Here is a 21,799-nt window from a genome sequence, read left to right as displayed (position 1 = left end):
TTCTTACTTCAACATTGCGCCAGAGATGACCATACGTTGTACTTCTGAAGTACCTTCGTAGATTTCAGTGATCTTAGCATCTCTAAACATTCTTTCTACTGGTAAATCACGAGTATATCCGTATCCACCTAATAATTGGATAGCCTTAGTTGTAATTTCCATAGCTGTTTCAGCAGCAAATAATTTTGCTTCAGCAGCTAATTGAGTATAAGGACGACCTTCTTGTTTAGCAGTAGCTGCAGAGTATACTAACCAACGAGCTGCATCTGTTTTTGTTTGCATATCAGCTAATTGGAATTGAGTATTTTGGAATTTAGCGATTGGACGACCAAATTGTTTACGTTGTTTTACATAAGCAACAGCTTCGTCGATTGCACCTTGAGCAATTCCTAGTGCTTGAGCAGCGATACCAATACGTCCACCATCAAGTGTCTGCATGGCAATTTTGAATCCCATACCTTCTTTTCCTAATAAGTTTTCTTTTGGAACACGTACATTGTTGAAAATTAATTCACATGTAGCAGATCCACGAATACCTAATTTCTTTTCGTGAAGACCAAATGTAAATCCTGGAGTTCCTTTTTCAAGAATGAAAGCAGAAATTCCACGAGTACCTTTTGTTTTGTCTGTCATGGCAAAAATTACATATACATCTGCTTCTCCAGCGTTTGTAATGAAAATTTTTGTACCATTGATAACATATTCATCACCATCTAATACAGCTGTAGTTTGTTGTCCAGCAGCATCTGTACCAGCGTTTGGTTCAGTTAAACCAAATGCAGCCAATTTCTTACCTGTACATAAATCTGTTAAGAATCTTTGTTTTTGTTCTTCAGTACCAAATTGAGCAATTGGCCAAGTACCTAATGAAGTGTGAGCTGATAAAACTACACCACTTGTAGCACATGTTTTAGACAATTCTTCAATTGCTAAAATGTAGCATAAATAATCTGCGCCAGCTCCTCCATATTCGCGAGAATAAGGAATACCAAGCATCTTAGCTTGACGCATCACTTCTACAGACTCCTTAGGGAATCTTTCGTTTTCGTCAACATCCGCTGCGTTTTCTTTTACTTCGTTTTGCGCAACTTCTCTGAACAACTTTTGCATCATTAATTGTTGTTCTGTTAAATTGAAATCCATAAATGAAGTTCTCCTTTCCAGTTTTTTTGAACTATTCGAATTAGGACATCGATAGCATGAGAAAGTATGTTAAACTTTTCACACAGTCATATTTTACATACTTTCTTTCACCTCGTCAATGATTTTGTTAATATTTTAACAAATTGTTTCTAATGTCCTATCTTATTAGTATATATTAAGTATTTTTAACATGTGAAATTTTAAACAAGTGGTTGACATCACCTATTTAAAGGGCTAGACTAAGCATGTAAAAGTTAATCTCGATTAGGAGTAGAAAGTAGGTATACAAATGAGAAAAGCTTATATTGTTGCTGCTAAACGTAGTGCAATTGGTACTTTTTTAGGAAGTTTAACAGATGTAGATTTAGCTACTGTCGGAGCAACTGTTTTAAAAGAAACTATTAAACAGGCAAATATTGATCCAGCAAACTTAGATGAAGTTATTATTGGTAACGTAATTGCTGCAGGTTTAGGACAAAATATTGCTCGTCACGTTGCTTTTGATGCAGGAATCCCTGTTGAAGTATGTGCGCAATCAATCAATATGTTATGTGGTTCTGGTTTAAAAGCCGTTATGGAAGCTACACTTCGTATTCAAGCAAACTTTGGTGACTTATATGTTGCAGGTGGTGTTGAATCAATGACTCGTGCTCCATTTATGTTGAGCTACAAAAACCGTACAGGAACTAAGATGGGAGATCAAAAATTAGTAGACGCTATGTTACACGATGGTTTAACAGATGCAATGTATGGAATTCACATGGGATGTACAGCTGACAACATCGCTAAAAAATATAACATTTCTCGTGAAGCACAAGATGAATTCGCATTTGCTTCTCAAGAAAAAGCTTTGGCTGCTATTGCTGCAGGTAAATTCAAAGATGAAATCGTTCCTATTACTTATAAGACTCGTAAAGGTGAAGTTGTATTCGATACAGATGAACACCCTCGTAAAACAAGCTTAGAAAAATTAGCTAAATTACGTCCAGCCTTCAATGCTGACGGAACAGTAACTGCAGGTAATGCATCTGGTATTAATGATGGTGCATCATTTACTATCGTTGCTAGTGAAGATGCTGTTAAGAAATATAACTTAACTCCAATTGCTGAAGTTATCGGATTTGGACAAGGTGGAGTTGACCCACGAGTTATGGGACTTGGTCCAACACCAGCTATCTTAAATGCATTGAAATATGCAGATCTTAAAATTGAAGATCTTGACTTAGTTGAATTGAATGAAGCATTTGCTGCTCAATCATTAGGTGTTATCCACGAATTAGAAGAAGCTACAGGTATGGATCGCGAAGCATTCTTAGCTAAGACAAACGTAAATGGTGGTGCAATTGCATTAGGTCACCCAGTTGGTGCTAGTGGAAACCGTATCTTAGTTTCATTATTATATGAAATGCAAAAACGTAAATCAAAAATCGGTCTTGCTTCCCTATGTATTGGTGGAGGACAAGGTGCCGCTGTTATCGTAAAAATGTGCGATTAATCAATAAGGAGACGCGTTCTCCTTATTTCTTAAGATTCACTTGTGAATTTTTTAATTTGTGATTGATTTTAATCAATCACTATGATAAAGTTTAAAAGGTAAGTAACTTATTAGTCTTACATGGAGGAATATTAATATGACAAAAAAAGTAGTTTTAGCAGGTGCATGTCGTACTGCTATTGGTAAAATGGGTGGAGCTTTAAGTAACACTCCAGCTGCTGATTTAGGTGCTATCGTTATTAAAGAAGCATTGAATCGTGCAGGTGTAAAACCTGAACAAGTTGACGAAGTATTAATGGGATGCGTTATCCAAGCTGCACAAGGACAAAACGTAGCTCGTCAAGCTAGTATCAAAGCTGGTCTACCAATTGAAGTTCCTGCCGTAACATTAAACGTTGTTTGTGGATCTGGTTTAAACTGTGTTAACCAAGCTGCTGCAATGATCAAAGCTGGACAAGCTGATATCGTTGTTGCTGGTGGTATGGAAAATATGTCAATGGCACCATATGCTATGACTAAAGCACGTTTTGGTTACCGTATGAACAACGCTACTATCGTCGATACAATGGTAAACGATGCATTAACTGATGCATTCAACCACTACCACATGATGATTACTGCTGAAAACATCTGTGATCGTTGGAACTTAACTCGTGAAGAATTAGATGAATTCTCAGCTAACTCTCAACAAAAAGCAGAAAAAGCTATGGCTGAACACAAATTCGATGATGAAATCGTACCAGTTCCAGTTAAAGTTAAAAAACAAATCGTTGAATTCAAAGTGGATGAAGGACCTCGTCCAGGAACAACTGTTGAAACATTGGCAAAATTACGTTGCTGCTCTGGTAAAGAAGGCGGAATGGTAACTGCTGGTAATGCTTCAGGTATCAATGATGGTGCTGCTGCAATCGTCGTTATGAGCGAAGAAAAAGCAAAAGAATTAGGTGTTACACCAATGGCTACTTGGGTACAAGGTGCATTAGCTGGTGTTGAACCAGAAATTATGGGTATTGGACCTGTGGCTGCTACTCGTAAAGTTATGGAAAAAACTGGATTAACAGTTGATGATATGGACTTGATCGAAGCTAACGAAGCATTCGCTGCACAATCTGTAGCTGTTGCTAAAGAATTAGGATTCGATATGAGTAAAGTTAACGTTAACGGTGGAGCCGTTGCATTAGGACACCCTGTTGGAGCTAGTGGATGCCGTATTTTAGTTACATTACTTCACGAAATGCAAAAACGTGATGCTAAGAAAGGTTTAGCTACACTTTGCATCGGTGGTGGTATGGGTTGTGCTACTATCGTAGAACGTGATTAATTTATATATAATAACTAACTATACTACTTCTAAAAAGAGATTCAGACAAAACTGAATCTCTTCTTTTTTTCTTACTTTTTACAATTCAACAATTTTTTTGTTATAATCAATTTAAAGGAGTTACTATAACTATGAACACAAATTTAAATCGAATATTATTTATTTTCGCAGGGATATGTTTTATATTCGTATATTTCTCAACAAAGAATTTTACTTATCTACCATTAGGACTCTGTTGCTTAATACTATCGACAAACAAAAAAAGAGAAGACCACTAAGTCTTCTCTATTTTTCGATTTCCTTTAAAATGTTTTCAATCTTATTTCCCTGTTCAAGACTTGTATCTTGAATAAAGATCAATTCAGGCATCTTACGAATCTTGATTTTCTTTGCAACACCGGAACGAATAAATCCTTTTGATTGGTTTAAAACACGCATACCTGCATCATTACGACCTTGTTTTCCAAGGAATGTAACATAAACTTTAGCTTGTGATAAATCATTTGTACATTGTACATCCGTTACCGTGCAAAAACCTAAGTTCGGATTTTTCAATTCAAATTGAAGAATGTGTGAAATCTCTCTTTGAATTGTCATCTCCATACGTTCTGTTTTTAATGACATACTATTCTTCCACTTCCTGATCTTCGAAGCCTTCTATAATATCTCCTACTTTAATATCGTTAAAGTTTTCAATTGTCATACCACATTCGTAACCATTTATAACTTCCTTAACATCATTTTCAAAACGACGTAATGATCCTAGTTTTCCAGTATAAACAACAATACCTTCACGAATCAAACGTACTTTACAATCACGCTTCATCTTACCATCTGTAACCATACATCCGGCAATCGTACCAACCTTGCTAACTTTATAAATCTGACGAACATCCGCCTGACCAATGACAACTTCTTCATATACTGGTGCAAGCATACCCTTCATAGCCGCTTGTAATTCTTCTAAAGCTTTATAAATGATGTTGTGCAAACGAATTTCAACACCTTCTTCTTCCGCTTTTTTACGAATAGCAGCACTTGGACGAATATTGAATCCATAAATAATCGCATTTGAAGCACTTGCCAATAATATATCTGATTCTGTAATAGTACCTACAGTTGAACGGATGACATTGATACGAACATTTCCATCAACTTCTAGCTTTTCCATACTTGCCTTTAAAGCTTCGGCAGAACCTTGAACATCGGCTTTGATCAAGACATTGATTTCTTGAACATCACCTTCATCAATTTTCTTTGCCAAATCTTCCAAAGACATAGCGCTTGTTGAATTACGTTCTTTTTCAATTTGTTTATCTAAACGATGACCCGCAATTTCAGCAGCCTTCTTATAGCTATCATAAGACATGAATACATCACCAGCTCTAGGAACTTCATTTAAACCAATGATTTCTACTGGACAACTTGGTTCAGCATGTTTGATTTCCATACCACGATCGTTTGTCATCTTACGAACACGACCATAAGAAGTACCAACTACAACACTATCTCCAGTATGTAATGTACCACGTTGAACTAACAATGTGGCAACAGGTCCACGACCTTTATCCAACTTGGCTTCAATTACTGTACCAGAAGCATTTGTATCTGGATTAGCTTTTAATTCTTGCATATCTGCCACTAACAACATTGTTTCCAATAATTCTGGAACACCCGTTCCCTTTTTAGCAGATACTTGAGTAAAGATTGTATCTCCACCCCATTCTTCAGGCATAATTCCTAGTTCGCTCATTTCAGACATGATACGATCTGGATTTGCACCTGGCTTATCAATTTTATTTACCGCAACTACAATTGGAACACCTGCAGCTTTAGCATGGTCAACTGCTTCTTTTGTCTGAGGCATCACACCATCATCAGCAGCCACTACGATAATAACGATATCTGTAACTTCAGCTCCACGAGCACGCATAGCAGTAAATGCTTCGTGACCTGGTGTATCTAAGAATGTAACTTTTCTACCTTTTAATGATACCTGATATGCACCAATGTGCTGTGTGATACCACCAAATTCATTTTCAGTTACATTCGCTTTACGAATTGTATCCAATAATGTTGTTTTACCATGGTCAACGTGACCCATGATTGTGACAACAGGAGGACGAGGTACTAATTTAGATTCATCTTCTTCTACATTTTGAAGTTGTTCTTCAATATCATCTTCGTCAACAACAATTTCCTTATGTACTTCTACATTGAAATTCATACAGATCAATTCAATATCCTCATCGGATAACACTGTATTAATTGTTGACATATTCCCCATCATAAATAAGAATTTAATGATTTCAGAACTATTTTTGTGAAGCAACTGTGCTAACTGACCAACAGTAATCGCATCACTATATGTGATTTCCTTTACTGCTTCTTCTTTCTTAGGTGCATTAGACTGATGCGAACTCTTATGCCCTTTTCGATTTGGTTTCTTTTTGTTTTTATTGTTGTTGTTATAAGCCATCGAATCACCTAACCTTTCATCTTTTCGATAATCGCTTTGGCAAAGCCACTATCTACAATCGCAATAGCACTCATCTTTTTATAAGAAACATCATCTAATATAGATGGTTCTACTACTCTATATGGCACATTATAATATGTGCATTTATCCTGAATCTTCTTCATACGGTTTTGCCCGCATAAAGAAGATACAAGTACAAGTTTTGCTTGAGATTTTTGAATACTAACAAGTAAAGAATCACCCTTTGCCACTTTTCCAGCTCGATAAGCTAATTGTATCAAATTCGTAACTTTATTCATTGGTAATAATAGTTTCTAATTCCTGATAAACCTCATCCGGAATTTCAATTTCTAAAGCTCTTTGTAAAGCTTTATTCTTTTTGGCAAGAGCCAATGTTTCTAAGCTTTTAGAAATATAAGCTCCATGTCCATTCTTTTTACCTGTCAAATCGATCTCAACTGTTTTCTCAGGTGTACGTACAACTCGAATCAAATCCTTTTTAGGGAAACGTTCTTGTGTTACGACACATTTTCGCATTGGAATCTTACGCATGAAGCCAACTCCTAGTCATCATAATATTCATCATATTCTTCATAGTCAACATCATCATCCCAGTTATTTTCATCTTCATATTCCTGTTCTTCGATTTCTGCTAACTCTTCATCTGAATAAATAGGTTTCATATCTTCATAGTTAAATTTCTTAACTTCAACCGGTTTCTTTTCTTCTTCAACCTTTTCTTTTTTAGGCTTAGAAGCAACCTCTTCCTGTTTATTTGAAGCATCTGCCATAGATTCGAACTTAGAAGTATATTCTTTTACATCGGCAGCCGTTTTTTCTTTGCGATTTTGTTTTGCAATACGAGCCAATTCTTCCATTTCATCAACTTGTTTTTCTACAACAGAGTTTTCTTCAACTGAATTTTCTTTTTCAAATAAAGTATCTTCAGCATGTTCTTCAACTGCATCTACTTCTTCATCTTCATAAGTGAAATCAGCAACATCAATATTTTCAATTTCTGCTTCATTTGATTTTAATTCATCAATCTTTTGTTGTTGTTTATAAGCACGTTCTTTCGCTTTCTTTTCTTCATACTCTTCTTGCATTTTAGCGCTGATAGCCATGTAGTCGATACCTAATTCCTGCATTTCACTTTCAGATTTGATATCGATTTTGTGGTTTGTTAATTTAACAGCTAAACGTGCATTTTTTCCACGCTTACCAATTGCCAATGACAATTGATTATCAGGAACAACAACGATCAAACCATCTTTGACTGCTTCATTTGGAATGACCGCAACACCAGTACTAGGACTTAATGCATTCGCAATTAATTCACTAATATTATCAGACCATTCAAAAATATCGATTTTTTCACCATTTAATTCATTGATGATTGTTTGTACACGACTTCCACGAGGACCAATACAAGCTCCAATTGGATCAATGTTTTCATTGTGTGAACAAACTGCAATTTTACATCTTTCTCCAGCATCACGAGCAATCGCTTTGATTTCAATGATTCCATTATAGATTTCAGGAACTTCACGTTCGAACAAACGACGAACAAATACTGGAGTAGCACGAGATACTAAGACTTGCGCACCCTTAGTTTCTTTATTTACTTCTGTAATCACAACTAAAATGTTGTCGCCTTCTTTATAATGTTCAGTTGGAATTTGTGCTGATTTTTTCATTACGGCAAATGTTTTACCAATATTTACAATAACAAATTTTTCTTCTACAGTTTCAACAGTACCTAATACCATTTCATCCACTTTGTCACAATATTCTTCGTAAACCAATGCTTTTTCAGCCTCACGAATCTTTTGTTTCATAACATTTTTAGCAAGTACAACAGCAGCACGATCAAAGTCTTTGAAGTCAACTTCTTCTCCTACCATATCACCTAATTGGATGTTTGGATTTTCTTTTTGAGCTTCCTCTAATTCGATTTCTAATTCGTCATCTTCAACTTCTTCCACAACCATACGCTCGTGGTAAATGTGGATTGCGCCATCAACAATGTCAACACGAACATAAGCATCTGGAATTTCGATATGTTTACGGTATGCTTTTGTCAAAGCTTCTTTCAATGCATCTTCAACGATTTCCTTAGTTAATTGACGATCTGTTTCAATACCCTGTAGAGCTTTAGCTAAATCTTCAACTTTAATTTTTGGTTTCATTTTTATTCTCCTATACTTTTACAGCTGTCATTATCAGCTGAATGTTACTCTTTTTGATTGTGATCTTTTTTGTTCTTGTTTTATCACGATAAGAAATTGTCACATCATTTTCTGTAGCTTCAATAAGATCACCAACCACTTGATCTAAACCTTGTTTTGGATCTTTCATCTTAACAAATACATATTTGCCAACAGCTCTTTGAATTTCTTCATCTGTTCTAAGTTCTCTTTCAGCTCCTGGCGAACAAACTTCAAGCATGTATTCATGAGCATACCAGTCTTTTTCATCAAGCATTTGTCCAATTACATCTGAGCAAGATGCACAAGTATCCAAATCCATTGTACCGTCTTCTTTTTCAACCGAAACTCTTAATAATGGTGTGCCCTGATTTGTGATCCATTCAAGATCGTACAAATGACATCCGTTTTCATTAAGAACTTCTTCAATCCATTCTTTAAGATTGTTCATACATTTCTCCTTAGTAGCAAAACAGAAGGAGTGGTACGAACCACTCCTTGAATTTCTATACACATAATTTATAGCACAAAATAACATTATTTGCAACTATTTGTTTTCTTCAAGCTCAACATGTCGAAGAATAATTGTTTTGATTAATTCAGCAGCAAGCTTTGGATCATCATTACATACAATATACTTGTATTGAGATACCATCTTCATCTCATTACTCGCCTTAGCAAGTCTTTGTTGAATGATTTCTTCAGGCTCTGTACTGCGACCACGAATACGCCTTTCCAATTCCTCCATTGAAGGTGGAATAATAAAGATTGAAATCGCATCCGGACACTTTTCTTGTACCTGAATAGCTCCCTGTACTTCAATTTCCAATAAGACATTTTTTCCTTCATCACGTAAACGATTTACTTCTTTTAAAGGTGTTCCATAATAGTTTCCAACAAATTCGGCCCACTCCAAAAGACCACCTTCTTGAATGGCTTTCTCAAAATCTTCGCGACTTGAGAAAAAATAATCTCTTCCGTCAACTTCCCCAGCACGTGGTTTACGTGTTGTCATAGACGTAGAGTAAGCCAAATTTAAACGTTCATCTGTTTCAAAATATTTTCGAATTGTTCCTTTTCCAACACCACTAGGACCACTCAAAATAATTAATAAACCTCTTTGCATGTCAATCTTGCACTCCCTCTTTTCATCCATTTTACAAGTCCAAACCATGTGTGTCAAATTTAATTTAACTATGATATAATTCTTAACAGACTAAGGAGGATTATTATGGCAATTGACGGATTATTTTTATATAATATTCAACAAAAATTAAACGCATATACCCCATGTAAAATTGGTAAAATACAAAATATTAGCGATGAAGAAATATTGATTCATCTACATACACGTAATGAAGGAAATCAAAAGCTGGTGATAAATGTACACTCCAACACAAACCGTGTATATATCGCAAACTTTATTCCCGGCATTCAACCCGAACCATCTAACTTTGTGATGGTCTTAAGAAAACTATGCTCACAAGCTATTGTCGAGTCCTTTGAACAAGTAGGCTTCGACCGCATTTTATGTTTACACCTATCTTGTCGCAACGAATTTCAAGACCTCGTTAAATACGACCTTAACATTGAACTTATGGGAAAATATGCCAATCTTATTTTAGTAAAAGAAGGCATTATTGTAGATGCACTAAAACGCATTCCCGTATATGAAAATGCCAAACGATTCATTCATCCCGGCGCAAAATATGTAGCACCTGCTCAACCGGAAAAGAAAAATCCATTTGAGATTCAGGATGTTGATCTAGATCAAAGTCTAGTCAAACAAATCTATGGCTTTTCTCCATTACTTTCAAATGAATTTATTTATCGTATAAAAAATAACGAAAAATATATCGATATATTAAATGAAATTATCCATTCAAACACTTTATATATCTATAAAAAAGATTTTCATTGTATTGAATTAAAACATTTAAACGAACAATCAAAAACCTATTCGATTATGGAAGGCTTAAATCATTTATATGAAGAAGATGAACAAAAGAAACGTATCAAAGAACAATATGGCGACATCATTCGTACAGTCGATAAAGAAAAGACGAAACAAATAAAAAAACTTCCAAAGCTAGAACAAGCCTTAGAAGATGGAAAAGACTATCATAAATATCAAGAATATGGAGACTTGATCTTTGCGTACATGTATCAAATCAAAAAAGAAAAGACCATCGTCTTACCTTCTTTTGAAACAAATGAAGATGTAAAAATCCCCATTGATATGCGTTATGATCTAAAAACAAATGCCAATAAGTACTACCAGAAATATCACAAAATGAAACGAAGTTTAGTCATTTTAGAAGAACAAATTAAACAATGCAAAGAAGATATTGAATACTATACACAACTTGAAGAACAGCTTCAACATTGCAGCGTATATGATGCCGGAGAAATTCGTGAGGAATTGATCAAGCAGCATGTTTTAATGCCTAAAAAAGAAAACAAAAGAAAAAAGAAGAACAATAAGCCAAATGTTCTTCATCTTGTATTCGATGATTGTGAAATATATGTTGGTAAAAACAACATTCAAAATAACTATGTGACACATCAAATCTCACGCAAAAATGACTTATGGTTTCACGTTAAAGACTATCACGGATCTCATGTCCTTTTAAAAAGTGATGACTTTACAGAACAACAAATCCGGTTATGTGCTCAACTAGCTGCCTATTACTCAAAAGGTAAAGATTCAAGTTCAGTACCTGTTGACTATTGTTTGATTTCCCAAATCAAAAAGGTACCTGGATCGAAGATTGGCTTTGTGACCATGAAATCCAATAAAACAATTTATATTGATCCAGATGAAACTTATCTATTAGATGTCATTAAAAATCATCAGGTAAAGTAAAAGAGATGGAATATCCATCTCTTTCTTTTATCCTTTTACTTCAATAGTTGAACCATCAGGTCCTGGTGTATTTTTCAAGTAATCAATGATTTCTTGACGCTTGTCAGCTTTACAAGGTTTACATGCGATATGATCCATATCTTTTGAAACCAAAGCTTCAGCCATACCACTACATCCAGGGAATCCACAACCACCACAGTTATAACCAGGTAGTAATGATGTTACTTTTTCAACACGTACATCCGCTTCTACTTTTAAATATTTGTCGGCAACACCTAGACCTAAGCCAAGTACTGCACCAAGTACAAGCATCATAATTACGGCTACGATTACCATATTTATTCTCCCTTCACTTGATTGTGAGCCGGATTGTTTGTACACGCAAAATCTTTACATCCATCACAATCCGCTTTTAAATCTTCACACCCTTTTGGTTTGGGTGTTTTTTTATTCATTAAATACAAAACAATATAGATAGCGACTAGTGCGCCAAAAAACAATATTGCGAATAAATATCTCATTATACAATTCCTGTAAAGCAAGAGAATGCCATAGCCATGATGGCAGCAACAATCAAGGCGATTGGATTACCAACGAAGGCTTTTGGAACTTCACTTTGTTCTAATCTTTCACGAATTGTAGAGAAAATGAATAATACAAGGGCAAATCCTAATGGAGTACCAATTGAGTATACTAACATTTGTGCAAAATTATAACTATTAGAAATATTTACTAAACATACATTTAATACTACACAGTTTGTAGTGATCAAAGGTAAGTAAACACCTAAAGATTTATAAAGAGCAGGACTTGTCTTTTTAATGAACATTTCTGTCAACTGAACTAAAGATGCGATTACTAAGATAAATGTAATCAAATCCATAAATTCAAGTTGTAAAGGTACAAGTACTAAATAATAAAGTGCATATGTAACTAATGCAGCAACAACGATAACGAAGACAACGGCAACACCCATACCAATAGCTGAGCTTTTCTTTTTAGAAACACCCATGAATGGACACATACCTAAGAATTGAGTTAAGATAACGTTATTTACTAATACACTCGTTACTAAAAGTGCCATTAATTCACCCATCTTACTTTTCCTCCTTTGTTGCAGCTTCTTCCTTAGCCGTTACATGTTGTTTATAAGCACCAACAGCGGCTGCTAAAACCGCAAATGTAATGAAGGCTCCAACACTAGATCCAAAAATACTTACAGTGAAGTTTTCTGGAATGATGTGTAGATTTAGCCAAACTTGAGCTTCATTAAATGGGTTTACCACTTTAATGCCACCTGTCGAAATCAATTCACGAATAAATGACATCGCAAGTACTGCTAGAGTATATCCTAGACCCATTCCTAAACCATCTAAAGCTGAATCTAAAACCCCATTTTTACTAGCGAAAGCTTCTGCACGACCCAAGATAATACAGTTAACTACGATCAACGGAATGAATACACCTAAACTTGTATTTAAGCTTGGCGCATAAGCTTGGATCAACATTTGAATAATCTTAACTAATGTTGCAATAATTACAATATAAACTGGAATACGAATTTCATCTGGTGTAATTTTACGAACACATGAAATAATTACGTTTGACATAATCAATACGATAATAACACTGACACCCATACCAATCGCATTATTTACAGTTGTAGTGATGGCTAGTGTTGAACAAATTCCTAAGAATAATGAGAATACTGGGTTATCTTTAATTAAACCCGCTTTAAAGTTTTCAAAACGATTCATCTAGATAACCTCCTTACTTTAATTTATCGACAAGTTTTGCCGCTTCATGAATACCACTAACAACAGGACCAGAAGAAACAGTCGCACCAGAAATCGTATCCAATTCTCCTGTCGCATCTTTGCCTTCTAGGGATTTCTTAAATGGAGCTTCAGTTACTTTTGAACCTAAGCCTTTTGTATCTCCATTGCTGATGGCATTGTATTTATCAATCTTCTTTGTATCTTTATCAATAGATACCAAGAATACAGTTCCTTCTTTATATCCACTAACACTCATATTAAAGATATAAACATTTTTATATTCATAAACCCTTTGTACAGTTTTTGAATCCAAAGTTTTATCAACCAATTTAAAATCATCCGAATTTGCATCTGGATACATAGCTATTAATGATTCTTTTTCTTGTCTTTCGTTATTTTCAGCAATAACAGGAGCTGTCATTTGGTTCGCAAATGCTAAAGCACCTCCCGCAACAGCTGAAACGATAGCCAAGAATAATCCTAAATGTACAATCTTGTTCATAGAGTTACCTCCATAGTTTCAACAACTGCAGCTGTTTCAGGAACAGTATCTACCTTTTGAATAGAGCTTGCTGCATAGAAACTGATTGCTAAACCAATCAATGCTAAACAAGCACATACGATTCTTGATTTTTTAACCAATTCCAATTGTTTTCCATCAAAACAAGATTCAATCCATGGAGTAAACATATTCATCAATAAAATTGAATATAAACATCCTTCTGGAAGATTGGCTTTTAAACGAATCAATGTAGTTAAAATAGCTGCACCCATTGCGAATACAACACGACCACTTGCACTTGTTGGACTTGTTACTGGGTCTGTCAACATAAATACAGCACCAAAAATAACACCACCAGTTAATAGGTGTAATAATGGATACCAAATAAACGCTGGAATACCATTGTATGAATCAATTCCAGTAATTAAAGCTACAACAGCAGTTAATACAAAGATAGTTCCTAAATATACAGCTGGAACTCTCCAGTCGATGATTTGGCGAACAGCTAATACTACACCAATAATCAAAATCAAGATTGAGAATGTTTCACCAATAGATCCAGGATAAGTTCCTAGAGCTAAACCTGCAAATCCACCATACTGAGATAAGAATGAATCTAATACAGAAGCATTTGCTGGTAACCAATGGTAAGCACTCGCAATTACTGTAGTTGGTGTAGCTTGTGTAATCAATCCAACACTAACACCAGTAAATGCTTGTAAAATTACAGCACGACCTACAGCTGCTGGGTTGAAGATATTTTGTCCAAAACCACCAAATAATAATTTAGCTAATACAATTGCGAAAATAGTCGCAATAATAACCGCATAACAAGACATATTAACAGGTACCATCAAAGTTAAAATGATAGCTGTAACCCATCCAAATGAGCTCTTTAAGAAAGTTTTAATATCTTTCTTCATAATCTTTGCGAAGATGGATTCGCAAACGAATGTTGTAATTAAAGAACAAGCTAATAAAAGAACACAATGCAAAGCAGCGCTAGCACCCCATGCAGATGCATAATAAATAACAGCTGCTACAAACACAACAAGTAAACTTAAAGATAATTCTTTCATGATACGTTGTGTTGACAAGTTATTCTTAATGCTTGGACTTACATGAAAAGTAAATTTCATTTGAATCCTCCCTACTTTTTCTTAAGCATAACAATACGTTTTGCCTTACGAACATTTTCAGTTACATCAATATGAGATGGACAAATATAAGTACACATTCCACATTCGATACAACTCATAACGCCACGTTTTGACATTTCATCAACGTCATTTGCCTTCAATGCAGCTGTAATTCTTACTGGCTGTAAACCACTTGGGCAATGATCACTACATTTACCACAACGTAAACATGCGATCGCATCATCATTGGCAGCTGGAAGTACAGTTAATGCATTCATAGCACGATCAACGACAAACATATCATTGACAATTGTTTTACCCATCATAGGTCCACCTGAAATCAAGCGAACTGTATCTTGTGTATATCCTCCACAAGCTTCAATGATTTCGCTTACTGGCATACCTACAGGTACACATACATTGTGTGGATCTTTTACGCATTCACCACTCACTGTTAAATTCTTTTGTGTGATGGCTTCCCCTTTTTCAAAGGCTTTCGCAATAGCGATGGCACTTGAAGCATTACCAATGATGGCGCCGGCTTCAGCTGGTAATCCACCATATTCTTTATGCAATACTTCACGAACTAGAACACGTTCCCAACCCATTGGGTAAACATCAGGGACTGGATAAACCTCAACACCAGCTGCATCTGTCAATGCAGATTTAACTTTTTCAATTAAATCAGGGTGAGATTCTTTGATACAAATGTAAACTGTTTTGGCTTCAGCCATCTTCTTCATGATTTTAGCACCTGTAACTAAATCTTGTGCATCATCCATGACAGAGCGGTAATCGGCTGTGATATAAGGCTCACATTCAACGGCATTGATCAATACATAATCAACTCCATCTGGTTTCATATATTTTACATAGGTTGGAAAACCAGCTCCACCTAAACCAACAATACCTGCATTCTTTACAAAATCAACACACTCTTGGCGAGTTGCACTTTGCCAGTCTAATGGCGCAAAAGATTGAACTTTGGTTTGTTTAAAATCGCATTCAATCACCATGTGATTTTGTGGACGCAAAGAATTGTGCATACGCTTAACAATTCCTTTGTAAGTTCCAGAAACACTTGAATAAATTGGCACATAAAAACCTGACTTTGTTTCAGCCAGTTTTGTTCCAACTGATACAGTATCTCCCTCTTCAACAAGAATATCAAAGTCTAAAGTACGTCCTGCAACTAAAGGAATATAAACTTCCTTTTTAGGCATAAGATGTAACAATTCAGACTTTTCTGTCAATTCTTTTTTACCAGGGATATGCTGTCTCATTGGTCCTAAAAATAGTGACATATAAATCCTACCTCCCATTTATACTAGTTAATCATAGGCCTTTTTTTTCACAAGTTCAAGATTTTTTTGACAATTTCCCATAATTTAGGTAAGTACTTACATTTACATTAAAGTCAATTCATCATATAATACTTCTATGCAAAAAAATAAGTCTATATTATCGTGGCTCATCCTATCGATTTGTTTTCTAATCTTTATAAGTTCTGTCATATTCTTCGTTCAAAACAAAGACAATAAAACAACAGAAGCCCTAAATGTTACACTAACAGATGTTGGCTTTGACACGCCCATCACTCTAAATTGCTCATGTTCACAAGCAGATTTTGCGAAATATACAAAAATCTTACGAAAGACATTTAAAGAAAACAACAAACGATTCGACCAATACCATGCCTATAAAAATATGAATAACCTATATACTTTAAATCATGAAGCATATGAACATCCCGTTCAAATGGATTCTACCTTTATTGATTGTTTAAAACTAGCTATAAAGATGCAGTGTGAAAACCCACAATTTGACATCAGTCAAGGAAGCCTATTAAATTTATGGCATGATGCTAGAGAAAACACACAAGTTCCACCAAGTGATGACAAAATTCAAGAAGCCTTAAAACATATTGATCTAAATAATATTCAAATTAATAAAAATGAAGTATCCTATTTGGATTCTGAATTATCCATTGATCTAGGTGCGATTGCCAAAGGCTATACAGCCCAGCTTGCCAAAGAAGCATTAAATAAAGCCGGATTAAAAAACGGCTATATCAATGCCGGAGGTAATGTTGTCTTACTTGGTGAAAAAGAAGATGGATCCAATTGGAAGATTGGTATTCAATCTCCTGATTCAAATGATGCTCTTGTTCAATATGAAACAAAAAAAGCCACATGTTTAGTCACAAGTGGAGATTACCAAAGATATTTTACCTACAAAAATAAAAAGTATTCCCATATTATTGATCCACAAACCGGTTATCCTGCAAACTATGTTCGTAGTGTTACCGTCATCACAAAAGACTCAGGCAAGGCCGATGCCTTAAGCACAACCTTATTTTGTATGAGTGTCAAAGATGGAATGAAATATCTATCTACCCTTGATTATGATGTACAAGCTATATGGATTGTGGATAAAGATACAGATATTAAAGCAGATCTTGAAACGAAAGATTATAAAATAATCACAACAGACAAAATTAAAAATAGAGTAACTCTTGTCGATTAGAGTTACTCTTTTCATTTACATATTAGTCATGTAATACGTGATTACAACGATCACACAATCCATCTTCATTTTCAGATTCTGTATAGTTCCAGCAACGAGGACATACATGACCTGTAGCCTTTTCTACTTTAACCTGACAAACTTCGAATTGTTCTAATTCATCATTTGTGAATGATACTTTAGATACAATGAACCATTGCGCTGCATTACTCAATACACGATCCATGATTTCTTTTTGTGCATCACTTACATGTAATACAACATGTGCTTCTAGTGATTTACCGATTAAACCTTGAGCACGAGCATTTTCAAGTGCTTTGAAGACATCCTTACGAACTTTGAATAATTCTTCCATATCCACTTTGATTTTATCAACATCAAAATCTAATTCTAAGTCTTTGAATGTAGTTAAATGGATACTTTCTTCATCAAAGTGCATATAGTCATTGACTTCTTCACAAGTATGAGCCAAGATTGGAGCCCATAATTTAGTCATCACTTCAACGGCATTATAAAGTACAGTTTGAACTTGACGACGAACTGGTGCATCTTCTTTTTCAATATAAAGAATATCCTTCGTGTAATCTAAGTAGTAAGCTGATAATTCGTTTGTCATTAAGTTTGTCAAATATGTAACAACATCTGAGAAACGATATTCATTATAAGCTTTTCTACAGTAATCTACGGCATCTTTTAATTCAGTTAAAATATATTGATCCAATTCACTCAATTCATTGAAGTTTACACAATCTTTTGCAGTAAATTGTTGATTATCTAAGTTTGCCATTAAGAAACGTAATGTATTACGTACTTTACGATAGTTTTCACTAACTTGTTTCAAGATCTTTTGACCCATTGAAACATCAGCTTGATAGTCTACACTACATGCCCATAAGCGTAAGATATCTGCACCATATTTCTTAGTGATTTCACTAGGTGCAACGGCATTCCATTGAGATTTAGACATCTTAACGCCTTTTTCATCCATAACGAAACCATGTGATAATACTTGTTTGTATGGAGCTTTACCATGAACAGCAGTACCTACGATTAAACTTGAGTTGAACCATCCACGATATTGGTCACTACCTTCAAAATATAAGTCAGCAGGATAACCTAAGCCACGATCCATCATAGCTCCTGTATGACTTGATCCTGAGTCAAACCAAACATCCATAGTATCTGTTTCTTTACGGAAGATTCCATTTGGAGAATGTTCATTCGTATATCCTTCTGGTAATAAATCTTTAACATCTCTTTCAAACCAAACGTTTGATCCATATTCACCAACTAATTCAGCTACGTGATCAAAGATTGCTTGATCCATGATTGGAGTATCATCTTCACCATAAACAATTGGAATTGGAACACCCCAAGCACGTTGACGAGAAATACACCAGTCATTACGATCGGCAATCATATTGTGCATACGTTGTTCACCCCAGGCAGGTACCCAAGATACAGAGTGAATTTGTTCTAATAATTCATCACGAATTTGATCAATTGACGCAAACCATTGTGTTGTAGCACGGAAAATAATTGGTTTTTTAGTACGCCAGTCATGTGGGTATGAGTGCGTGATGAATTGAAGTTTTAATAATACACCCAATTCATCTAATTTTTGAGTGACAGTCTTGTTGGCATCTTCTACATATTGACCTGCAAGCCATTCTCCAACATCATCCATCATGCATCCTTGTGCATCTACGTTACAATATACTGGCAAACCATATTTCATACCAATATTAAAGTCATCCACACCAAATCCAGGTGCTGTATGAACACATCCAGTACCAGCATCGGCTGTTACGTGATCTCCACACATCAATAAACTTTCTCTTTCTGGATATAATGGGTGAGTACAAGTAATATATTCAAATTCTTTACCTTTGAAAGTTTTTAAAACATCACGTTTTTCAACTTCAAACTTATCACACAATTCTTCAACCATGCTTGAAAGCATAATCAATTTACCCTTTTCTGTATCCACTAATGAATAATCAAAATCAGGGTTCACACTGATTCCTAAGTTTGCAGGAATTGTCCAAGGTGTTGTTGTCCAAATGACGAAGTTGCAATCTGTATCTAATACGCCTTTTCCGTCTTTAACGGCAAATTTAACATAAATTGTTGGACTCTTAACATCTTTATATTCAACTTCCGCCTCAGCTAAAGCTGATTCACTACTTGGTGACCAATAAACTGGTTTTAATCCTTTGTAGATCAAACCTTTCATAGCCATCTTTCCAAAGATTTCAATTTGGTGTTTTTCAAAACCCTTTTGAAGAGTGATATAAGGATGATCATAATCTCCAATAGATCCTAAACTTAAGAATCCAGCTTTTTGATTAGCTACTTGTTTTAGAGCATAGTCATAACAGATTTTTCTAAATTCAGCAATCCCCATTTTTTTACGGTCATAACCCAATTTAGTAACCGCAGTTTCAATTGGTAAACCATGAGTATCCCATCCAGGAATATATGGTGTGTTATATCCTTCCATAAAGTGAGATTTTATAATGACATCTTTTAACACTTTATTTAAGGCATGCCCTAAGTGGATATCCCCATTGGCATAAGGAGGACCATCATGTAACACAAATGATTCTGCTCCTTCTCTTCTTTCTAACATCTTTTCATACAATTTTTCATCTTGCCAGCGTTTCTGGAAACCAGGCTCTTTTTTAGTCAAATTTCCACGCATTTCAAATGCCGTTTTAGGCATATGAAGAGTTTCTTTGTAGTCCATACTTTATCTCCTTTTCAAAATAAAAAAAACGTCCTAATAAAAGGACGTAATAAACACGCGGTACCACCTTAATTCATAGTTTACACTATGCACTTTGATGAGATAACGGATCATCCGGATCAAACTACTATAATTTCGTAAGATCAGCTCAAAAGGGATACCTAAATTCTTATTCATACAATGTTTCACCAAATTTCATTGCTCTCTTAAATCCTAACGAATAAAGGCGTGTCTTTATCTTAGCTAAATATATTGATCAAAGTTCAAAACAAGTCTTCCCTTTTTTGTGGTTGAAATAACCTCTTTAAACTGGAATCGACCTGTCTTTCTGATTGACACGAAATCATTATTGCACAATTGTAAATTTTGTTCAAGTACCACATCATTAACTTTCACAAATCCAGCATGAATCTTTTTTAATGCTTCACTTCTTGAACAATGTGACAATTGAGCAATAATACTATCTAAACGTAGACTGCTGCACATGATACGTATTTCTTTTTTATTACTTTTTGTGATTTCATAATCCAAACACTCTTCAAAACATACATTACACTTACCAATCTGCGTACAATTATCGATAATATATTTTGAAATTTTTTCTTTGCAAAAAATATATAAGTCATCTTCTTGTACAATTAAATCGCCAATGACACTTCTTTCAATACCCGAATGCATTAAACATCCTAGTAAATCAGAGTGTGTTAATGTTTTGAATTTTGAATTGTATGTGGCATGAAGACAAACACAATCACTAAAACCCTCATATCCTTCGGGTATAAAGCATGCGATTTTTCTTTCTGCCTCATCATAGCCCCCATCAAATACAAGATGAATATTTTTAGGTACCATATTCTGAAGAATAGCTTGTTCAGAAATCGATAAAAAATAGGTCATGATCAGCCTATTTTGTTTTTGAAAGATACGAATCTGATCTTTCATCTGCGAAATAAACACCTCATGACCTACCATAAATGAGCTCATTAAAAGTAAATATTAGTCTTCATCTTCGAAGTCATCAGGACTTCCTAATGAAATAGTTCCTTGTACACCTATTTCAGCTGGAGAACATAAAATTACGTTCTGACCAATTTTCTGAATTTTACCATCAAGTGCATATACAACACCTGTTAAAAAATCAATAGTACGTTGTGCATAGTCACGATCTAGCTTGTGTAAATTAACTACAACAGCACGACCTTCTTTTAAACGTTGTCCTACTTCCTCAGCTTCTCCAAAGCTTCTTGGTTCAAACAATACCATTTTTGTATTTGAATTCAAAGAAGTTGTGTTCGTACGAGCTTTTGGTCTCTCATAACGACTTTGAGGTTCTACTTCTTCTACCTTTTCAGCTTGTGGTGCTTCTTGATAATCGTCTTCTTCTTCGATTGGAGCAACGAAGTCTTTTACTTTATCCATAAATCCCATGGGAAAAACCTCCTTAACGAACATAATTATAGCACAAAGAATGACTTATTCAAACTTATATTCTTTTTTTTATTTCCAATTAAAAGACATGCCAATTTGACATGCCTTTTTACGAATATATAAAACTAGATAGGGATAAATCAACCTTTAAAAGTCATAGGGATTT

The 21,799-nt window shown here is 34.9% G+C and carries 22 protein-coding genes and 1 other annotated feature; of the genes, 4 read left to right on the top strand and 18 right to left on the bottom strand.

Going from position 1 to position 21,799, the window contains the following annotated elements; translation table 11 throughout:
* Window positions 1–3 precede the first annotated feature (3 nt).
* On the bottom strand, window positions 4–1,143 hold the full coding sequence (locus Q3907_RS03400) for an acyl-CoA dehydrogenase (protein WP_295562232.1): 1,140 nt from the start codon (window positions 1,141–1,143) through the stop codon (window positions 4–6).
* 289 nt (window positions 1,144–1,432) lie between these two features.
* Between Q3907_RS03400 and Q3907_RS03395 the strand changes: the two genes are divergently transcribed.
* Window positions 1,433–2,638: an acetyl-CoA C-acetyltransferase gene (locus tag Q3907_RS03395; RefSeq protein WP_003865001.1), complete on the top strand. Its 1,206-nt coding sequence runs from the start codon at window positions 1,433–1,435 to the stop codon at window positions 2,636–2,638.
* Window positions 2,639–2,774: 136 nt separating this feature from the next.
* The gene (locus Q3907_RS03390; protein ID WP_301897240.1) at window positions 2,775–3,959 is read left to right on the top strand and encodes an acetyl-CoA C-acetyltransferase; all 1,185 of its coding nucleotides are present in this window, start codon (window positions 2,775–2,777) and stop codon (window positions 3,957–3,959) included.
* 285 nt (window positions 3,960–4,244) lie between these two features.
* Here the strand turns inward: Q3907_RS03390 and rbfA are convergent, their stop codons facing one another.
* From rbfA to gmk, 7 genes are all read right to left on the bottom strand, one after another.
* On the bottom strand, window positions 4,245–4,583 hold the full coding sequence (gene rbfA, locus Q3907_RS03385) for a 30S ribosome-binding factor RbfA (RefSeq protein ID WP_256269253.1): 339 nt from the start codon (window positions 4,581–4,583) through the stop codon (window positions 4,245–4,247).
* 1 nt (window position 4,584) lies between these two features.
* Window positions 4,585–6,438 carry a translation initiation factor IF-2 gene (infB, locus tag Q3907_RS03380; RefSeq protein ID WP_295647003.1) on the bottom strand — a complete coding sequence of 618 codons (1,854 nt, stop codon included), beginning with the start codon at window positions 6,436–6,438 and terminating at the stop codon, window positions 4,585–4,587.
* 8 nt (window positions 6,439–6,446) lie between these two features.
* On the bottom strand, window positions 6,447–6,737 hold the full coding sequence (locus Q3907_RS03375; protein WP_118325714.1) for a ribosomal L7Ae/L30e/S12e/Gadd45 family protein: 291 nt from the start codon (window positions 6,735–6,737) through the stop codon (window positions 6,447–6,449).
* A complete protein-coding gene (locus tag Q3907_RS03370; protein WP_295562225.1) occupies window positions 6,730–6,990 on the bottom strand; it encodes a YlxR family protein in 261 nt (86 codons plus the stop codon). Before Q3907_RS03370 ends, Q3907_RS03375 begins: the two co-directional genes overlap by 8 nt.
* 11 nt (window positions 6,991–7,001) lie before the next feature.
* The gene (nusA, locus tag Q3907_RS03365) at window positions 7,002–8,627 is read right to left on the bottom strand and encodes a transcription termination factor NusA (protein WP_301897236.1); all 1,626 of its coding nucleotides are present in this window, start codon (window positions 8,625–8,627) and stop codon (window positions 7,002–7,004) included.
* Window positions 8,628–8,637: 10 nt separating this feature from the next.
* Window positions 8,638–9,096 (bottom strand): ribosome maturation factor RimP, encoded by a 459-nt coding sequence (gene rimP, locus Q3907_RS03360; protein ID WP_301897235.1) that lies wholly within the window; start codon window positions 9,094–9,096, stop codon window positions 8,638–8,640.
* Between the two features lie 96 nt (window positions 9,097–9,192).
* Window positions 9,193–9,771, bottom strand: coding sequence for a guanylate kinase (gmk, locus tag Q3907_RS03355; RefSeq protein ID WP_295562219.1), 579 nt, complete (start codon window positions 9,769–9,771; stop codon window positions 9,193–9,195).
* A gap of 105 nt (window positions 9,772–9,876) precedes the next feature.
* On the opposite strand from gmk, the gene Q3907_RS03350 reads away from it, so the two are divergent.
* Complete coding sequence (locus Q3907_RS03350) at window positions 9,877–11,511, top strand: NFACT family protein (protein ID WP_295647012.1); 1,635 nt, start codon at window positions 9,877–9,879, stop codon at window positions 11,509–11,511.
* A 27-nt stretch (window positions 11,512–11,538) separates the two neighbouring features.
* Here the strand turns inward: Q3907_RS03350 and Q3907_RS03345 are convergent, their stop codons facing one another.
* Genes Q3907_RS03345 through Q3907_RS03315 form a run of 7 tightly spaced genes read right to left on the bottom strand, consistent with a single transcriptional unit; the run spans window position 11,539 to window position 16,234 of the window.
* The gene (locus tag Q3907_RS03345) at window positions 11,539–11,847 is read right to left on the bottom strand and encodes a (Fe-S)-binding protein (protein ID WP_117571600.1); all 309 of its coding nucleotides are present in this window, start codon (window positions 11,845–11,847) and stop codon (window positions 11,539–11,541) included.
* 2 nt (window positions 11,848–11,849) lie between these two features.
* On the bottom strand, window positions 11,850–12,032 hold the full coding sequence (locus tag Q3907_RS03340; RefSeq protein WP_295560963.1) for a hypothetical protein: 183 nt from the start codon (window positions 12,030–12,032) through the stop codon (window positions 11,850–11,852).
* Complete coding sequence (locus tag Q3907_RS03335; RefSeq protein WP_295560961.1) at window positions 12,032–12,607, bottom strand: electron transport complex protein RnfA; 576 nt, start codon at window positions 12,605–12,607, stop codon at window positions 12,032–12,034. The genes Q3907_RS03340 and Q3907_RS03335 overlap by 1 nt, the downstream gene beginning before the upstream one ends.
* Before the next feature lies 1 nt (window position 12,608).
* A complete protein-coding gene (gene rsxE, locus Q3907_RS03330) occupies window positions 12,609–13,268 on the bottom strand; it encodes an electron transport complex subunit RsxE (protein WP_295644174.1) in 660 nt (219 codons plus the stop codon).
* A gap of 13 nt (window positions 13,269–13,281) precedes the next feature.
* Window positions 13,282–13,791, bottom strand: a complete 510-nt coding sequence (locus tag Q3907_RS03325) for an FMN-binding protein (protein ID WP_270741931.1) — start codon at window positions 13,789–13,791, stop codon at window positions 13,282–13,284.
* Window positions 13,788–14,930 carry an RnfABCDGE type electron transport complex subunit D gene (locus tag Q3907_RS03320; protein ID WP_301897232.1) on the bottom strand — a complete coding sequence of 381 codons (1,143 nt, stop codon included), beginning with the start codon at window positions 14,928–14,930 and terminating at the stop codon, window positions 13,788–13,790. Before Q3907_RS03320 ends, Q3907_RS03325 begins: the two co-directional genes overlap by 4 nt.
* A gap of 11 nt (window positions 14,931–14,941) precedes the next feature.
* Window positions 14,942–16,234 carry an RnfABCDGE type electron transport complex subunit C gene (locus Q3907_RS03315; RefSeq protein ID WP_295560954.1) on the bottom strand — a complete coding sequence of 431 codons (1,293 nt, stop codon included), beginning with the start codon at window positions 16,232–16,234 and terminating at the stop codon, window positions 14,942–14,944.
* 136 nt (window positions 16,235–16,370) lie between these two features.
* On the opposite strand from Q3907_RS03315, the gene Q3907_RS03310 reads away from it, so the two are divergent.
* Window positions 16,371–17,456, top strand: a complete 1,086-nt coding sequence (locus Q3907_RS03310) for an FAD:protein FMN transferase (RefSeq protein WP_295644165.1) — start codon at window positions 16,371–16,373, stop codon at window positions 17,454–17,456.
* Window positions 17,457–17,478: 22 nt separating this feature from the next.
* Here the strand turns inward: Q3907_RS03310 and ileS are convergent, their stop codons facing one another.
* The 3 genes from ileS to Q3907_RS03295 all read right to left on the bottom strand — a co-directional run bounded on the left by ileS (window position 17,479) and on the right by Q3907_RS03295 (window position 21,633).
* Window positions 17,479–20,205 (bottom strand): isoleucine--tRNA ligase, encoded by a 2,727-nt coding sequence (ileS, locus tag Q3907_RS03305; RefSeq protein ID WP_301897229.1) that lies wholly within the window; start codon window positions 20,203–20,205, stop codon window positions 17,479–17,481.
* Window positions 20,206–20,242: 37 nt separating this feature from the next.
* Window positions 20,243–20,455, bottom strand: a binding site (T-box leader).
* Window positions 20,449–21,147 (bottom strand): YlmH/Sll1252 family protein, encoded by a 699-nt coding sequence (locus Q3907_RS03300; protein WP_301897228.1) that lies wholly within the window; start codon window positions 21,145–21,147, stop codon window positions 20,449–20,451. Its footprint overlaps the feature before it by 7 nt.
* A gap of 54 nt (window positions 21,148–21,201) precedes the next feature.
* Window positions 21,202–21,633 (bottom strand): cell division protein SepF, encoded by a 432-nt coding sequence (locus Q3907_RS03295; protein ID WP_295562473.1) that lies wholly within the window; start codon window positions 21,631–21,633, stop codon window positions 21,202–21,204.
* Window positions 21,634–21,799: the final 166 nt, after the last annotated feature.

This window comes from uncultured Holdemanella sp. (assembly GCF_958348295.1).
Lineage (GTDB): Bacteria > Bacillota_I > Bacilli_A > Erysipelotrichales > Erysipelotrichaceae > Holdemanella.
This window is presented reverse-complemented; position numbering and strand designations above follow the sequence as displayed.

Excerpts from the sequence above, each read along its gene's own strand:
- Q3907_RS03400 (WP_295562232.1), bottom strand. The coding sequence starts at position 1,143 with ATGGATTTCAATTTAACAGAACAACAATTAATGATGCAAAAGTTGTTC.
- Q3907_RS03395 (WP_003865001.1), top strand. The coding sequence starts at position 1,433 with ATGAGAAAAGCTTATATTGTTGCTGCTAAACGTAGTGCAATTGGTACT.
- Q3907_RS03390 (WP_301897240.1), top strand. The coding sequence starts at position 2,775 with ATGACAAAAAAAGTAGTTTTAGCAGGTGCATGTCGTACTGCTATTGGT.
- rbfA (WP_256269253.1), bottom strand. The coding sequence starts at position 4,583 with ATGTCATTAAAAACAGAACGTATGGAGATGACAATTCAAAGAGAGATT.
- infB (WP_295647003.1), bottom strand. The coding sequence starts at position 6,438 with ATGGCTTATAACAACAACAATAAAAACAAAAAGAAACCAAATCGAAAA.
- Q3907_RS03375 (WP_118325714.1), bottom strand. The coding sequence starts at position 6,737 with ATGAATAAAGTTACGAATTTGATACAATTAGCTTATCGAGCTGGAAAA.
- Q3907_RS03370 (WP_295562225.1), bottom strand. The coding sequence starts at position 6,990 with ATGCGTAAGATTCCAATGCGAAAATGTGTCGTAACACAAGAACGTTTC.
- nusA (WP_301897236.1), bottom strand. The coding sequence starts at position 8,627 with ATGAAACCAAAAATTAAAGTTGAAGATTTAGCTAAAGCTCTACAGGGT.
- rimP (WP_301897235.1), bottom strand. The coding sequence starts at position 9,096 with ATGAACAATCTTAAAGAATGGATTGAAGAAGTTCTTAATGAAAACGGA.
- gmk (WP_295562219.1), bottom strand. The coding sequence starts at position 9,771 with ATGCAAAGAGGTTTATTAATTATTTTGAGTGGTCCTAGTGGTGTTGGA.
- Q3907_RS03350 (WP_295647012.1), top strand. The coding sequence starts at position 9,877 with ATGGCAATTGACGGATTATTTTTATATAATATTCAACAAAAATTAAAC.
- Q3907_RS03345 (WP_117571600.1), bottom strand. The coding sequence starts at position 11,847 with ATGGTAATCGTAGCCGTAATTATGATGCTTGTACTTGGTGCAGTACTT.
- Q3907_RS03340 (WP_295560963.1), bottom strand. The coding sequence starts at position 12,032 with ATGAGATATTTATTCGCAATATTGTTTTTTGGCGCACTAGTCGCTATC.
- Q3907_RS03335 (WP_295560961.1), bottom strand. The coding sequence starts at position 12,607 with ATGGGTGAATTAATGGCACTTTTAGTAACGAGTGTATTAGTAAATAAC.
- rsxE (WP_295644174.1), bottom strand. The coding sequence starts at position 13,268 with ATGAATCGTTTTGAAAACTTTAAAGCGGGTTTAATTAAAGATAACCCA.
- Q3907_RS03325 (WP_270741931.1), bottom strand. The coding sequence starts at position 13,791 with ATGAACAAGATTGTACATTTAGGATTATTCTTGGCTATCGTTTCAGCT.
- Q3907_RS03320 (WP_301897232.1), bottom strand. The coding sequence starts at position 14,930 with ATGAAATTTACTTTTCATGTAAGTCCAAGCATTAAGAATAACTTGTCA.
- Q3907_RS03315 (WP_295560954.1), bottom strand. The coding sequence starts at position 16,234 with ATGTCACTATTTTTAGGACCAATGAGACAGCATATCCCTGGTAAAAAA.
- Q3907_RS03310 (WP_295644165.1), top strand. The coding sequence starts at position 16,371 with ATGCAAAAAAATAAGTCTATATTATCGTGGCTCATCCTATCGATTTGT.
- ileS (WP_301897229.1), bottom strand. The coding sequence starts at position 20,205 with ATGGACTACAAAGAAACTCTTCATATGCCTAAAACGGCATTTGAAATG.
- Q3907_RS03300 (WP_301897228.1), bottom strand. The coding sequence starts at position 21,147 with ATGAAAGATCAGATTCGTATCTTTCAAAAACAAAATAGGCTGATCATG.
- Q3907_RS03295 (WP_295562473.1), bottom strand. The coding sequence starts at position 21,633 with ATGGGATTTATGGATAAAGTAAAAGACTTCGTTGCTCCAATCGAAGAA.